We start from the raw sequence: 14,959 nt of genomic DNA, 5'->3' as shown, positions 1-14,959 counted from the left end.
GGAAAGGCAGTCGAGTATCGGCTGCCCTTCTTTATGAACGAGGAGCTGATATGAGTTGCGATTATTCTGTGTCGGTCGTTGGTAGGGCTATCGTGATTGTTCCTGAATCTGATGGGTTGGCAGCTCATGATGATTTAGTCAATTCGGTGCTTCTGGCGCAATTGGTTGCCAATAAAAAGGTTGAAAAAGATCCAAAGGCTGATTGGTATAACGCTTATGTGGAGGTTTTAGATGATTTCTGGTTGCGGCAAACAAAGGCGCGAGAGGAAAGGCTAATCACCGAGAACAGCGTCGAGTCTGCGATCGAATGGGTGATCGCGGCAATGTCCAAAGGTGATTCAGGCGAAGGGCAAGCTACTGCCGCAACATTGGCACGGGTGGCGGGTGTGTCGGGCGCAGACCCTGGTATGAGCTTGCTGCGCAGCCACATGCAAAAGGTGTCCGTCGATGAATCGACCGAAGTGACTGCGCCTACCAAGGCTGTGCGTCTGCTGGTGATTCTGGCGAGAGCACCGACCGCAATCACAAGCATGTACCTTGAGTTCAAGACGTCTCTGGAGATAAACCCCAACCCTTTGACCCAACTGTATCGGGCCGAGGATGTGCCTGGCGTTGTCAGCATGCGTTACGCCCGGGCCAATCTTTCAGAAGTCCTCTACGGTCCTGCACGTGAGGCTGTTGCCTTCAAGATCAGGGAAAAGCGTGAGGGCCAGGTTATGATGTTACGCCTGACTGACGACGCTCCGGATCTGATCGAATCGCAAAAGGCTGCTCAGGAGGTTTGAGCCGTCGCCCGACTCTGATGATCGCGCTGTGCAACCCAATGCTCGATCAGATCGCGCAGTTGCGACAGCTCGACCGGTTTGGCCATGTGCCCGTCCATGCCCGCCTGGCGCGCGCGCTCTTTGTGTTCGGCGAGGATGTGTGCGGTCAACGCCACCACGGGGGTGCGTATCCGTTGGTTGCCGACTTCCCAGGCACGCAGTTGCTGGGTGGCGGAGAAACCGTCGAGGATCGGCATTTCACAGTCCATCAGCACCAGGTCGTAGCGCTGGGCTTTCATCGCCGCCAGGGCTTCTTCGCCATTGCAGGCGGTGTCCGGTTGCAGATTGAGTTTGCCCAGCATGCCGCGTATGACCTTGGTCGAGATGCTGTTGTCTTCGGCCACCAGAATGCGGAAATCGCTAGGCACCTTGACCGGAAGGGTAGGGCCGGTGGGCAGTTGCTGGGAGACGGACAGGCCTTTGTTGCGCTGGTTCAGTTCGTCCGCCAGCGTGGTCTTGAGGGTGTAGCCGGCCACCGGTTTGGCGAGAATTCGCTTGATCCCGGAATTGCGCGCGATGATCTTGCTCGGGGCGTTGCTGATGCCGGTGAGCATGATCAGCAGAATGTCATGATTCAGGCTCGGGTCTTCCTTGATCTTGGCAGCCAGTTGCATGCCGGTCATGCCGGGCATGTTCTGGTCCAGCAGGACCACGTCGAAGTAATCGCGCAGGTGGGCCTTGGTGCGCAGCAGCGCCAGGGCTTCCTTGCCGGACGGCACCGCGCTGACATTCAGACCCCAGGCGCTGCACTGCTGCACCAGCACCTTGCGACAGGTGTCGTTGTCGTCCACGACCAGTACGCGTGCGCCTTGCAGCGGGCTGTCCAGGTCCGACGTCGGATGTTCGAGACGGTCCGGGTCCAGTGGCAGGGTCAGCCACAAAGTGCTGCCCTGGTTGGCGCCGCTCTTGATGCCGAATTCACCCTGCATCAAACGGATCAGCTGACGGGCGATGACCAGTCCAAGATTGCCCCCCAGGCTGGTGGCCGAGAGAAAGTGTTTGCTGTGCAGTTCGGCATGCATCAGCGCGTCGCGTTCTTCCGCCTCCATGGGCTGGCCGCTGTCCTGCACGGCGATGCGCAGTCGCGGTTTGGCGTTGCGTTCATCCAGAGCGACGACGATCAGGATCTCGCCTTCGTCGGTCTTCTTCAGAGCGTTTTCCAGCAGGCTCAGCAGGGTCTGGCGCAGGCGCGTCGGATCTCCGCTGATGACACGTGGCACCTGTGGCTGGATAAAGCTGATCAGCTCGACGTTCTGTTGCTCGGCCTTGGCGCGGAAGATGCTCAGGCAGTCTTCGATCAGCGCGTTGAGGTCGAACTGCACGTCGTCCAGTTCGATCTGCCCGGACTCGAGTTTGGAAATGTCGAGAATCTCGTTGATCAGGGTCAGCAGTTCGTTGCCGGCGCTGTGGATGGTCTGCACGTAATCACGCTGCTTGACCGACAACGGTGTGCCCAGCAGAAGTTCGGTCATGCCCAGCACGCCATTCATCGGGGTGCGGATTTCGTGGCTGATCTTCGCCAGAAATTCGGCTTTTGCGTTGATTTCGGCGTTGCTCGCGGCCAGATCGCGACTGACGCTGAAACGGTCTTCGGTGATGCTGCGCTGTCGCTCGCCCAAGGCAATACTCATCAACAGGCCACTGATACAGATAAACACCAGCAGAATGATGATCAGGCCTTGCGGAGCGACCAGGGTCAGCCCCTGCAGCGCGGGCAGGATAATCAATGTGCCGAGGTTGAATACCACCATGGCCGCCACGAACAGGCGCGCCGGGCGATAACCTTTTTGCCAGTGATGGGCACCGGCGAACAACATACTCAGGCCCGCCAGAGCAACCAGCCCGTAGGTGATCAGGTTCAGTGGCAGTGTGTTGACGAACAGCAATAGCAAACCGCAGACCACGATGAACAGGATGTCCCCCAGCAGCAGCTTGTTCAGCGGGTGGGGGCCGAGCGGAGCGAAGAAACGGTAGGCGAACATCAGGCCGCAAGGTGCGGTCATCAGCAAGGCGAGGTAGGCGCCGGGTGTTTGCACGGCGGACCAGTTCGGCAACCATGGCCGGGCCAGGTTCAGCAGCAACACCAGGCTGAGCATCAGCAGCCCTTCGCACGCTGCCAGCCAAAGGCTGCTGCGCGAGCGGGTGTAGATGTAACGGGTCAGGTTATGCAGGATCAGCATCCCGAGGCAGCCAAAGAGCAGGCCGTAGATCAGCGTCAGGTTCTGAGTGGCTGCGCTCATGACCGCCGATTGCAGGGTGATGTAAGGCCGCAACTGGTGTTCGGAGACCAACCGCAGGTAGACATCGAGGGTTTTGTCGCTTTGTGGCAGTGGCAACATGAAGTCGCTGCTGGGGAGGGGGCGGGTAGCCTGGAGCTGCCCGGCACCGGTATTCAGTTGATCGATCAACTGGTCGCCGTCGAGCACATACAGATTGAGGTGCGACAGGTCCGGCGCGAACACTCGCAGCAACTGTTCATGCTTGCCGGGCGCGAGCCTGAAACGCAGCCATAGCGCACCCTCGGGCGCGGCCGCGGTGAGGCGCTCGAGTTCAATGGGGCTGAATTGATTGGTGTAGCGGCTGGAGCGGATGTCGCTCAGCTGCAGGTCGCCCTGTTCGTCGAGCAATACCGCCCAGCCACTGCCTTGCGCGGCTTGGGCCGGGAGCATGCAGAGCAAGGTCAGCAGAGTGACGGTGAAGCCTATGGCAATCCTGAGCCAGCGCACGGCGAAATCCCTTCATAGGTTGATGCCAGAGTATAACTATGCGCGGCGCCGGAATAGTCAGGCAAGGGCCGCAAGCCCTTGCCTGGCCGGATGGATAGCTTATTCCTGATTTTCGCCACGCTCGCGGGCAATGGCGCGGTAGCCAATGTCCTTGCGGTAGAAGCAGCCTTCCCAGTCGATTTTAGCCGCCAGTTTGTAAGCCTGCTGCTGGGCTGCATCGACGCTGGTGCCCATGGCGGTAGCGCACAGCACTCGACCACCGGCGGTCACCACTTGACCGCTCTTGAGCGCAGTGCCGGCATGAAAGACTTTGCCTTCCAGTGTCGCGGCTGCGTCCAGGCCGTTGATGGCAGCGCCTTTGGCGTAGTCACCCGGATACCCGCCCGCGGCCAATACAATGCCGACGCTCGGACGTGGATCCCATTGCGCTTCGACCTTGTCCAGCGCTTGCGCCAGAGCCGCTTCGACCAGCAACACCAGGCTCGACTGCAAGCGCAGCATCACCGGTTGGGTCTCAGGATCGCCGAAACGGCAGTTGAACTCGATAACTTTTGGATTACCAGCCTTGTCGATCATCAAGCCCGCATAGAGGAAGCCGGTATAAACGTTACCTTCCTCGGCCATGCCACGCACGGTCGGCCAGATCACAAGGTCCATGACCCGCTGATGGACTTCGGCCGTGACGACCGGTGCCGGGGAGTAAGCGCCCATGCCGCCGGTGTTCGGGCCGGTATCGCCGTCGCCGACGCGTTTGTGGTCCTGGCTGGTGGCCATCGGCAATACGTTCTTGCCGTCGACCATGACGATGAAGCTGGCTTCTTCGCCGTCCAGGAACTCTTCGATCACCACGCGGGAGCCGGCGTCGCCAAACGCGTTGCCGGCGAGCATGTCGCGCACCGCGTCTTCGGCTTCGCCCAGGGTCATGGCCACGATCACGCCTTTACCGGCGGCCAGGCCATCGGCCTTGATCACGATCGGTGCGCCTTTTTCACGCAGATAAGCCAGGGCCGGCTCGATCTCGGTGAAGTTCTGGTAATCGGCAGTCGGAATCTTGTGGCGTGCCAGGAAGTCTTTGGTGAAGGCTTTCGAACCTTCCAGCTGAGCAGCGCCAGCGGTCGGGCCGAAGCAATCCAGGCCACGGGAGCGGAACAGATCGACGACACCGGCGACCAGCGGCACTTCCGGGCCGACGATGGTGAGGGAAACGTTTTTCTCCGCGAAATCTGCAAGCTGCTCGAGGGCGAGCACGTCGATAGCGACGTTCTCGCACTTGGCTTCAATGGCGGTGCCGGCGTTGCCCGGGGCAACGAAAACTTTCTGCACGCGCGGATCCTGAGCCACTTTCCAGGCCAGGGCGTGTTCACGGCCACCGCTGCCAATGATCAAAACATTCATTTCAAAAACCTCGGATGACGCTAATTCTGTTTTTAGAACCTAAAGCGCTTCACGCTGTAGGAGGTCGCAATGAAGTCGGTAGATGCAAGGCGGAGTCGATCTCGATGAGCGGAGTTGCCTTTTGGCAATGAGCATCATCGAGGTCGGCTCCAACGCAGCAGATGCCGGCTTCAGTGCGGCCGTCGTCTAGTTAGTGACGGAAGTGGCGCATGCCGGTGAAGACCATGGCGATACCGGCTTCATCGGCAGCAGCAATCACTTCGTTATCACGCATCGAGCCGCCCGGCTGGATCACCGCAGTGATGCCGACCTTGGCCGCGTTGTCCAGACCATCACGGAACGGGAAAAAGGCGTCGGAGGCCATCACCGAGCCTGCTACCTGCAACCCGGCGTGTTCAGCCTTGATCGCGGCAATACGCGCGGAGTTCACGCGGCTCATCTGGCCAGCGCCGACACCGATGGTCTGACGGTTCTTGGCGTAGACGATGGCGTTGGATTTAACGTACTTGGCGACTTTCCAGGCGAAGATCAGGTCGTTGATTTCCTGTTCGGTTGGTGCGCGCTTGGTCACCACTTTCAGGTCTTCGCTGCTGATCATGCCGATGTCGCGGCTCTGCACCAGCAAACCGCCATTGACGCGTTTGTAGTCCCAGGCCGGAGCGCGATCAGCTGACCACTCGCCGCAGGCCAGCAGGCGTACGTTGGCTTTGGCAGCAACGATGGCGCGAGCTTCTTCGCTGACGCTAGGGGCGATGATCACTTCGACGAACTGACGCTCGACGATGGCCTTGGCGGTTTCAGCATCCAGCTCGCGGTTGAACGCGATGATGCCGCCAAACGCCGATTCGGTGTCGGTGGCGTAGGCCAGTTCGTAAGCCTGACGGATGCCGCCTTCAGCGTCCGGGCTCACGGCCACGCCGCACGGGTTGGCGTGCTTGACGATCACGCAGGCCGGTTTGACGAAGCTCTTCACACATTCCAGCGCGGCGTCGGTGTCGGCCACATTGTTGAACGACAGCTCTTTGCCTTGCAGTTGGGTCGCGGTGGCGATGCCGACTTCCGCAGGCTTGGCTTCAACGTAGAACGCCGCGCTCTGGTGCGGGTTCTCGCCGTAGCGCATTTCCTGGGCCTTGATGAACTGGCTGTTGAAGGTGCGCGGAAATTCGCTGCGACCTTCGGTGCTGAGTGTTTCAGCCGCCTGGTTCACGGTGCCCATGTAGTTGGCGATCATGCCGTCATAGGCGGCGGTGTGTTCGAAGGCCTTGAGCATCAGGTCGAAACGCTGAGCGTAGGTCAGGCCGCCGGCCTTGAGGCTTTCCAGGACGTTGGCGTAATCGCTGGCATTCACCACGATAGCTACGTCTTTGTGGTTCTTGGCTGCCGAACGGACCATGGTCGGGCCGCCGATGTCGATGTTTTCGATGGCGGTCGGCAGGTCGCAGCCTGGCTTGTTGATGGTGGCTTCGAACGGGTACAGGTTGACCGCAACCAGATCGATCGGCTTGATGCCGTGCTCGTTCATGATGGCGTCGTCGATACCGCGACGACCGAGGATCCCGCCGTGGATTTTCGGGTGCAGGGTTTTCACCCGACCGTCCATCATTTCTGCGAAACCGGTGTAATCCGCGACTTCCACTGCGGCAACACCGTTGTCACGCAGCAGCTTGAACGTCCCGCCGGTGGAAAGGATCTCGACGCCCAGGGCTTCGAGCTCCTTGGCGAATTCAAGGATCCCGGTCTTGTCGGAAACGCTGATCAAGGCGCGGCGGATCGGCAGGCGGGTAGTCTGGTCGGTCATTTCAATTTCCATCAAAAGCAAAGGAGTCAGCAAAAAAGGCGACCGGTTTTACGCGGGCGCCTTTCTGGTTTGATTGAATGCTTACAGCAAATCGTACTGCTTGAGTTTCTTGCGCAGGGTGCCCCGGTTCAGCCCGAGCAGCTCACTGGCCTTGGTCTGGTTGCCCTTGACGTAGTTCATCACGCATTCGAGCAGGGGAGCCTCGACTTCGGAAAGCACCAGGTTGTACACATCCGTGACGGCAGCGCCCTCAAGGTGGGCGAAATAATTGTGCAGCGCCTTCTCGACACTCCCGCGAAGGGTCTGACCTTCTTCGCTCGGCGTGTTGAGGTGCTGTTTCAAATTCACGTTGTCGCTCACGGGTGTTGTTCCACTCACTAAAGTCTCGGTCATCATCGTCATGCAGCCACCCCTTCTCCGTCCCCTGTCAGGCTCTTGTAGCGTTCGGCGAAGAAGGCCCGAACGTAGGCGCATTGTGCTTCCGTATCTTCCAAACGATTGAAGTGGGCGCGGAACTCCCTGGCGCCCGGCAAGGTTGCGAGATACCAGCCCACATGCTTGCGAGCTATGCGCACGCCCATGACGTCGCCATAGAAGGCATGCAGCGCAGCCAGATGCTCAAGCAGAATACGTTCCACCTCGATCAGTTCCGGTGCCGGGAGTTTTTCGCCGGTACGCAGATAATGGTCGATTTCACGAAAAATCCATGGCTGCCCCTGGGCAGCCCGACCTACCAACAGGCCATCGGCACCGGTCGCGTCGAGGACGTACCGGGCCTTCTCGGGCGAATCGATATCGCCATTGGCGAAGACCGGGATCGACACCGCCTGCTTGATCGCGGCAATGGTGTCGTACTCGGCTTCACCGGTGTACAGATCTGCACGGGTGCGGCCATGCACCGCCAACGCCGTAATGCCTGCCTGTTCGGCGATCTTCGCCACGGTCAGGCCGTTCTTGTTCGCCCGGTCCCAGCCGGTGCGGATCTTCAGGGTGACCGGCACATCGACTGCGGCCACCACGGCCTGCAGGATCTCGGTCACCAACGCTTCATCTTTCAACAGGGCGGAGCCGGCGGCCTTGTTGCAGACCTTCTTGGCCGGACAGCCCATGTTGATATCAATAATCTGTGCGCCCAGTTCAACGTTGGCCCGGGCTGCATCCGCCAGCATCTGCGCATCTCCGCCAGCGATCTGTACCGAGCGGGGCTCGGGATCGCCTTCGTGGATCATGCGCATCCGAGATTTGCGGGTGTTCCACAAGCTCATGTCGCTGGTGACCATTTCCGAGACTACAAGGCCCGCGCCCAGTCGTTTGCACAGCTGACGAAAGGGCTGGTCGGTGACGCCCGCCATGGGGGCGAGGATCAAGCCGTTGTGCAATGTATATGGACCGATGCGTACCGCCGACATAGGACTTCCCTGTTGTGGGGCCGGATCATGAGAGTTCGAAAAAGGGTTGGCATGATACCCGCTCTCGATGACTGGATAAAGGCTGAATTGAACAAAATCTGAACAACTAATTCGTTATCGCCAGCGGTTTGGTTTGAACGGCCAAAGTCAGGAAACCGCCGTCAAGCCTGCAACGCTTGAGTGTTTCACTCGGGCGAATGGAAGCTCAGGCTGTAGTTCACCGCTTTGGGGCCTGGGTCGAGAATGTCCAGCGCGATGTGGATCGGCGTTTGCGGCGGCATTTCCGCCTGGCCTTCGAGGTCGCCGTTGAGGTACTCACCGGGCTTGAAGCGACGGCTGGCGATCAGGTGGCCGTTGAGGTCGGCAAAGCGCAGCTCCAGCAGCGGAAAGGGCTGGGAGAAGGGCGCACGGTTGTAGATGATGGCATCGACCACCAGGGCGCCGTTGAAGTCCGGGTGGCTGCGGACCACCAGATTGCTGCTTTTGACCTTCGCGATGTCGACTTTGGATGGCACGGTGCAGCCGATCTGCGGGCACAGTTGCTGGAACCACGGACGGTACTGGTCCTGGCGCGCCAGTTCGTCGAAGTGGTAGGCGACGTATTGACCGGCGAGGCCGGCGGCGCCGAGCAGGATCAGCAGCAGCCAGAAAAAGCGCCGGCCCCAGGGTGAGCGACGTTTTTGCCAGTCCAGTTGCAACGGGTCGTCGGTCAGATCCTCCAGCTCTTCCGCGCGCAGAGCCGGCCCGCTGCGTTCGCGTCGCTTGCGCAGGGGCTCGACCGAGGGCAGGTCGTCGTCGACTTCATCGGGAGTCGCCGACAGGCTGCCAAAGGGGATCGGGGCGTCGAGCGGGTCGTGCAGGCGCAGCTGTTGGATCTCGGGTTCGTCGTCCAGATCCGCGGGCTCCAGCGACAGCGAAGGCTCGGTGCGCGAGTGTTTGCTCGGCTCGATCGTCGGTTCTGGCGTGGGTGCGTCGGCGGTTTTTGCACGATCGGCGGCCGATTCACTGAAGAGACTGTCGGACCATGGGGCCTGGTCGTGCTCGGTGGTATCGCGGCGAGCGCTGAGGCTGTCTTCGCGGGGCCGAGTGAATTCCGTAGTTGGCTGGATTTCCCGCTGTTCGAGCCGGGCGAGCTCTTCGTCGAGATCCAGGCTGTCCAGATCCATTTCCGCAGCGGTCCATTGCTTTTGGCTGATGGCTCGCTGTACGGGCGGTTCGACGGGCGCCGGTGCAACCGGTTTGACCGTCTCCTTGCCGGCCCGCTGCTCGAGCAACTGCTTGGCGGCGTTGAACACCTGCAAGCACGAGCCGCAACGAACCACTCCACGGGCCACGCTCAACTGAGCATGGCTGACGCGGAAGCTGGTTTGGCAATGCGGGCACTGAGTGACGAAGCTGTCGGTCATGCGGCAATCCGGTTTATGCAGGCGCTCATTCTAGCGCCGACGGCCAGTAATGCGTACCCAGCCGTCGCGATTGGCAATCGGGTCCAGATCAAAGTCCTGAGCGTAGGCGGCGGCGACTTCTTCACCTTGTTCGGCGAGGATGCCCGACAGCGCCAAGCGACCGCCCGGCTTGACCAGGCTAGACAGTTGCGGCGCCAGCGAAACCAGCGGGCCGGCAAGAATGTTGGCCACCAGCACGTCGGCCTGAACCTGTGGCAGGTCTTGCGGCAAATACAGCGGGAAGAGTTCGTCAGCAATGTTGTTGCGACCGGCATTGTCGCGGGAGGCTTCCAGTGCCTGCACGTCGATATCGGTGCCGACGGCTTGCTTGGCACCCAGCAACAGCGCGGCAATCGCCAGAATCCCCGAGCCGCAACCGAAATCGAGCACGTTGCAACCTTTCAGGTCCTGACCGTCGAGCCATTCCAGGCACAGCGCAGTGGTCGGGTGAGTGCCAGTGCCGAACGCCAGCCCCGGGTCTAGCAACAGGTTCACCGCGTCAGGCTCTGGCGCGGCGTGCCAGCTCGGCACGATCCACAGGCGCTGGCCGAAACGCATCGGCTGGAAACCGTCCATCCAGCTGCGTTCCCAGTCCTGGTCTTCGATCACTTCGCTGTGATGCTCCGGCAACGGGCTGCCGGTCAGCAACTCGAGATGGGCCAGCACGCTGGAGGCTTCGGTGCCACCTTCGAACAGCGCCAGCAGGTGCGTGTGCGACCACAGCGGGGTGGTATTGAGTTCCGGCTCGAAAATCGGCTGATCTTCGGCGTCCATGAAAGTCACCGATACGGCGCCCACTTCCAGGAAAGCGTCTTCGTAGGTTTCGGCTTGTTCTGGGCTGATGGCGAGACGGACTTGCAGCCAAGGCATGGCGGGCACCTTTGAAAAATATAGATTGCAGCCTAGCGGGCTGCGAGAAGCGCGCAAGTTTACGCGAGCGCGAGGCAGAAGACGACAAGGCCGATACGTGCATGCTTTTTTGTAGGGCCGGGCAATGTCCAGAAACAACAAAGCCGCTCGAGAGCGGCTTTGTTGGTATGGATCACTGCTTAATGCTTTTCGCCAGCCAGCTTGTGTTCCAGATAGTGGATGTTGACTCCGCCTTCGCAGAAGCCAGCATCACGGACCAGATCGCGGTGCAGCGGGATGTTGGTCTTGATCCCGTCGACAACGATTTCGTCCAGCGCATTGCGCATGCGCGCCATGGCTTCATCACGGGTTGCGCCGTAGGTGATCAGCTTGCCGATCAACGAATCGTAGTTCGGCGGAACGGCATAGCCACTGTACAGGTGCGAATCGACGCGGACGCCGTTGCCGCCTGGAGCGTGGAAATGCTTGACCGTGCCTGGGCTAGGCATGAACGTTTTCGGGTCTTCGGCGTTGATCCGGCATTCCAGCGCGTGACCGCGGATAACGACGTCATTCTGGGTGTACGACAACTTGTTGCCAGCGGCGATGCTGAGCATCTCCTTGACGATGTCGATGCCGGTGACCATTTCCGAAACCGGGTGCTCTACCTGGACACGAGTATTCATCTCGATGAAGTAGAAGTGGCCGTTTTCGTACAGGAACTCGAAGGTGCCGGCGCCACGATAGCCAATGTCGATACAAGCCCTGACGCAGCGTGCGAGGACTTCTTCGCGCGCGTTCTCGTCGATGCCCGGTGCCGGTGCTTCTTCGAGAACCTTCTGGTGGCGACGTTGCAGCGAGCAATCGCGGTCACCCAGATGAATCGCATGGCCCTGGCCATCGGAAAGCACCTGAACTTCCACGTGGCGTGGGTTGGTCAGGAATTTTTCCAGATAGACCATCGGGTTGCCGAACGCTGCGCCCGCTTCGGAGCGGGTCAGTTTCGCCGAGGAGATCAGGTCTTCTTCCTTGTGAACTACGCGCATCCCGCGACCACCACCGCCGCCAGCGGCTTTGATGATCACTGGGTAACCGACTTCGCGACCGATGCGCAGAGCGGTTTCTTCGTCTTCAGGCAGTGGGCCGTCGGAACCCGGAACGGTCGGCACGCCGGCAGCGATCATGGCGTGCTTGGCCGATACCTTGTCGCCCATCAGGCGGATGGTCTCGGCTTTCGGGCCAATGAACGCGAACCCGGAGTTCTCGACCTGTTCGGCAAAGTCGGCGTTTTCCGCAAGGAAGCCGTAGCCTGGGTGGATGGCGGTAGCGCCAGTCACTTCAGCAGCGGCGATGATGGCCGGAATGTGCAGGTAAGAGTGCGCGGCCGAGGCCGGACCGATGCAGACGGATTCGTCTGCCAGTCCCAGGTGCATCAGCTCTTTGTCGGCCTTGGAATAAACGGCGACAGTCTTGATGCCCATCTCTTTGCAGGCACGTAGAATCCGCAGGGCAATCTCACCGCGGTTGGCGATCAGAACTTTTTCCAACTTCGCAGTCATCAAAGTTTCTCCGCGGTTCAAACGATGGTGAACAGCGGTTGGTCGTACTCAACCGGCTGGCCGTCTTCGACGAGGATGGATTCGATCACACCGCTGGCTTCAGCTTCGATGTGGTTCATCATCTTCATGGCTTCGACGATGCACAGGGTGTCGCCTTTCTTCACGGTCTGGCCGACTTCAACGAAGGACGGCGAGGACGGCGAAGATTTGCGATAGAACGTGCCGACCATCGGCGAACGGGCAACGTTGCCGTTCAGCGTTGGGGCAGCCGGAGCAGCCGGAGCAGCAGCTGCGGCGGCAACCGGAGCAGCAGCAACAGGCGCAGGCGCCGGAGCATGCATAGGAGCGGGAGCGTAGTACTGCTGAGCCGGCGTCTTGCTGTGACGGCTGATGCGTACGGACTCTTCGCCTTCCTTGATCTCGAGTTCGTCGATACCGGACTCTTCCAGCAATTCGATCAGTTTCTTAACTTTACGGATATCCATGAATCATCAACTCCCAAGGGTCGGTCAGGGGCGTTTAACGCTTGTTGTTCAAGCCGTTGCCTGTCTTTCAAGCTGCTCTAGTGCGGCCTCCAGGGCCAGTCGATAACCGCTGGCGCCAAGGCCGCAGATCACTCCCACCGCAACGTCGGAGAAGTAAGAGTGATGGCGGAAAGGTTCGCGTTTGTGCACGTTAGACAAATGCACTTCGATGAATGGGATGCTCACGGCCAGCAGCGCGTCACGTAATGCGACACTTGTATGCGTAAAAGCTGCTGGATTGATCAGAATGAAGTCCACACCTTCGCCGCGAGCAGCGTGGATGCGATCGATCAATTCGTACTCGGCGTTGCTTTGCAGGTAGAGCAAATGGTGGCCGGCATTGCGTGCTCGCTGTTCCAGATCCTGATTGATCTGCGCCAGCGTTGTTGCACCGTAGACGCCCGGTTCCCGGGTGCCGAGCAAGTTCAGGTTGGGGCCGTGTAAAACCAATAGGGTCGCCATCTGCTGCTCCTTTGTCATCTGTGTGCAATTGTCAGAACCAGGCGACTATGCCGCAAAGCCTTTGTGACTGTCCAGTTCTATGCAATAGCCGGCACGATGGCCGATGTTTACGCGAAATATATGACCAGGTAATTAATTCCGGTCATTTGCTTTCGCAACACGTTCGGCGAAGTTCTTCGCGCTGATCTCACCGATCACCCGCACATCGGCACGTTCGACGCCATCTTTACCAAAAAACATCAGCGCCGGAGGGCCGAATAGCGTGTAGCGGTCGAGTAGGGCGCGTTGTTCGACATTGCTGGCGGTGATGTCGAAACGGATCAATCGATAGCCTTTGAGGCTTTCGATGACCTTGGCATCGTTGAGAACTTCGTGTTCGATGACTTTGCAACTGATGCACCAGTCGGCGTACCAGTCGAGCAGCAGCGGCGTGCCGGAGGATTTGGCTTCGGCGAGGACGCGGTCCAGTTCCGCTGGAGTGGTGATGGTTTGCCAGTTGCCGACGATTTGCGGTTGACTGTTGTCCACGACAATGCGCGGTTGGCCGATGGGGTTGAGCGGGTCGGTCTGGCCACTGAACGCGCCGTACCAACAGGCCAGGGCATAAAACAGCAGGAGCATCCCGAGCAATTGTCCCAGGCGTTTTCTCGGCGGTTTATAGACAAATTCCAGCGCGCCCATAAATAACCCGACGCCGCCGGCGAGCAAGCCGATCAACAGCAAGGTGATCTGGCCCGGCAATACCCGACTGAGCAAAGCAATCGCCAGCCCCAGCAGTAGCACCCCAATCGCGTTTTTCACGTAGATCAGCCACGGGCCGCTTTTCGGCAACCAGGCCGCGCCACCGGTCGCCACCAGCAACAGCGGCGCGCCCATGCCCAGGCCGAGCATGAACAATTTCAAGCCGCCGCCCAGAGCGTCGCCACTGGCGCTGATGTACAGCAGCGCGCCGGCCAACGGTGCCGATACACAAGGCGAAACCAGCAGGCTCGACACCACGCCCAGCACCGCCGCGCCCCACAGTGAGCCGCCTTCGGTACGCCCGGCAATCCGGTCCAGGCGGCTACTGATGGCGTGGGGGAGTTTCAGTTCGAAGACGCCAAACATGGCCAATGCAAATACCGCGAAAAACATCGCGAATGGCACCAGCACCCAGGCCGACTGCAAGCGCGCCTGAAGATTGAGCTGCGCGCCGAACATTCCCATCAAGGCACCGAGCAGGGCGAAACACACGGCCATCGGCAGCACATAAGCCAACGACAGGTTGAAGCCGCGTAAACCACCGACCTGCCCGCGCAGGACCACCCCGGAGAGGATTGGCAGCATCGGCAGCACGCAGGGGGTGAAGGTCAGGCCAACACCGGCGAGGAAAAACAGCGCCAGTTCGCGCCAGTCCCAGGTTGTGGTCGTGGCGCCGCTGCCCTCAATACTCAGGCGTTCGGTCTCGGGTGGGTAGCACAGGCCTTTGTCGGCGCAGCCCTGATAGCTCACGACCAGCGTAAAGGCGCGGGAATCCGTGCGCGGCAGTTCTATGTCGAGAATGCCGTGATAAACCTCGACATCGCCGAAGTACTCATCGTGTTTTTGTTCGCCCTTGGGCAGTTGCGTCGCACCGAGGCCAATGTCGGCCGGGTCGGCGCGAAACTGGAAGCGATGGCGATAGAGGTAATAACCTTCGGTGGCGACGAAGCGCAGCTTGATTGATTGCGGCGTGCTTTCTACCAGGCTCAACTTAAAGGCTTCGCGCACCGGCAGGAAGTCGGCGCTGTTGTTGATCGAACCCAGCGTGGAACTGGGCCGACTGTCCAGCAACCCGGCGGCAAAGGCCGGCAGGGCGAGCACTAAAAACAACAGGCAGAGCAAACGGCGCATGACAATCTCGCGTATCGAAAGTGTGGGCATGATAGCGGACGTCGGAAGGGTATGCAGGAGGCATGATCGTTCCCACGCTCTGCGTGGGAATGCAGC

Annotated in this window: 12 protein-coding genes; 1 reads left to right on the top strand and 11 read right to left on the bottom strand. The window is 60.0% G+C overall.

The window, feature by feature from the left end:
• Nucleotides 1-50 precede the first annotated feature (50 nt).
• Nucleotides 51-785: a hypothetical protein gene (locus tag MMG91_RS21515; protein WP_310660629.1), complete on the top strand. Its 735-nt coding sequence runs from the start codon at nt 51-53 to the stop codon at nt 783-785.
• Here the strand turns inward: MMG91_RS21515 and MMG91_RS21510 are convergent.
• The 11 genes from MMG91_RS21510 to MMG91_RS21460 form a co-directional block, all read right to left on the bottom strand.
• Entirely contained in the window at nt 773-3,550 is a 2,778-nt protein-coding gene (locus MMG91_RS21510) for a response regulator (RefSeq protein WP_310660628.1), read from the bottom strand. The genes MMG91_RS21515 and MMG91_RS21510 overlap by 13 nt on opposite strands.
• A 99-nt stretch (nt 3,551-3,649) precedes the next feature.
• The gene (gene purD, locus MMG91_RS21505; protein WP_310660627.1) at nt 3,650-4,945 is read right to left on the bottom strand and encodes a phosphoribosylamine--glycine ligase; all 1,296 of its coding nucleotides are present in this window, start codon (nt 4,943-4,945) and stop codon (nt 3,650-3,652) included.
• 190 nt (nt 4,946-5,135) lie between these two features.
• Nucleotides 5,136-6,743, bottom strand: a complete 1,608-nt coding sequence (gene purH / locus MMG91_RS21500) for a bifunctional phosphoribosylaminoimidazolecarboxamide formyltransferase/IMP cyclohydrolase (protein WP_305448037.1) — start codon at nt 6,741-6,743, stop codon at nt 5,136-5,138.
• Nucleotides 6,744-6,824: 81 nt separating this feature from the next.
• Entirely contained in the window at nt 6,825-7,145 is a 321-nt protein-coding gene (gene fis / locus MMG91_RS21495; RefSeq protein ID WP_007907419.1) for a DNA-binding transcriptional regulator Fis, read from the bottom strand.
• Nucleotides 7,142-8,152 (bottom strand): tRNA dihydrouridine synthase DusB, encoded by a 1,011-nt coding sequence (gene dusB, locus MMG91_RS21490; RefSeq protein ID WP_007907421.1) that lies wholly within the window; start codon nt 8,150-8,152, stop codon nt 7,142-7,144. Before dusB ends, fis begins: the two co-directional genes overlap by 4 nt.
• A gap of 185 nt (nt 8,153-8,337) precedes the next feature.
• Complete coding sequence (locus MMG91_RS21485) at nt 8,338-9,558, bottom strand: DUF3426 domain-containing protein (RefSeq protein WP_305448039.1); 1,221 nt, start codon at nt 9,556-9,558, stop codon at nt 8,338-8,340.
• Nucleotides 9,559-9,588: 30 nt separating this feature from the next.
• Nucleotides 9,589-10,467, bottom strand: coding sequence for a 50S ribosomal protein L11 methyltransferase (gene prmA / locus MMG91_RS21480; RefSeq protein WP_305448040.1), 879 nt, complete (start codon nt 10,465-10,467; stop codon nt 9,589-9,591).
• Between the two features lie 179 nt (nt 10,468-10,646).
• A complete protein-coding gene (gene accC, locus MMG91_RS21475) occupies nt 10,647-12,005 on the bottom strand; it encodes an acetyl-CoA carboxylase biotin carboxylase subunit (RefSeq protein ID WP_305448041.1) in 1,359 nt (452 codons plus the stop codon).
• Nucleotides 12,006-12,022: 17 nt separating this feature from the next.
• Nucleotides 12,023-12,490, bottom strand: a complete 468-nt coding sequence (gene accB / locus MMG91_RS21470; protein WP_310660626.1) for an acetyl-CoA carboxylase biotin carboxyl carrier protein — start codon at nt 12,488-12,490, stop codon at nt 12,023-12,025.
• A gap of 48 nt (nt 12,491-12,538) precedes the next feature.
• Nucleotides 12,539-12,991, bottom strand: a complete 453-nt coding sequence (aroQ, locus tag MMG91_RS21465; protein WP_007937215.1) for a type II 3-dehydroquinate dehydratase — start codon at nt 12,989-12,991, stop codon at nt 12,539-12,541.
• A 132-nt stretch (nt 12,992-13,123) separates the two neighbouring features.
• Nucleotides 13,124-14,863, bottom strand: a complete 1,740-nt coding sequence (locus MMG91_RS21460; RefSeq protein WP_310660625.1) for a protein-disulfide reductase DsbD — start codon at nt 14,861-14,863, stop codon at nt 13,124-13,126.
• Nucleotides 14,864-14,959 lie beyond the last annotated feature (96 nt).

Source organism: Pseudomonas sp. JL3 (assembly GCF_031570575.1).
Classification (GTDB): Bacteria; Pseudomonadota; Gammaproteobacteria; order Pseudomonadales; family Pseudomonadaceae; genus Aquipseudomonas; species Aquipseudomonas cucumis.
The sequence above is the reverse complement of the archived record's forward strand: the minus strand, read 5'-3'. Positions and strand labels throughout refer to the sequence as shown.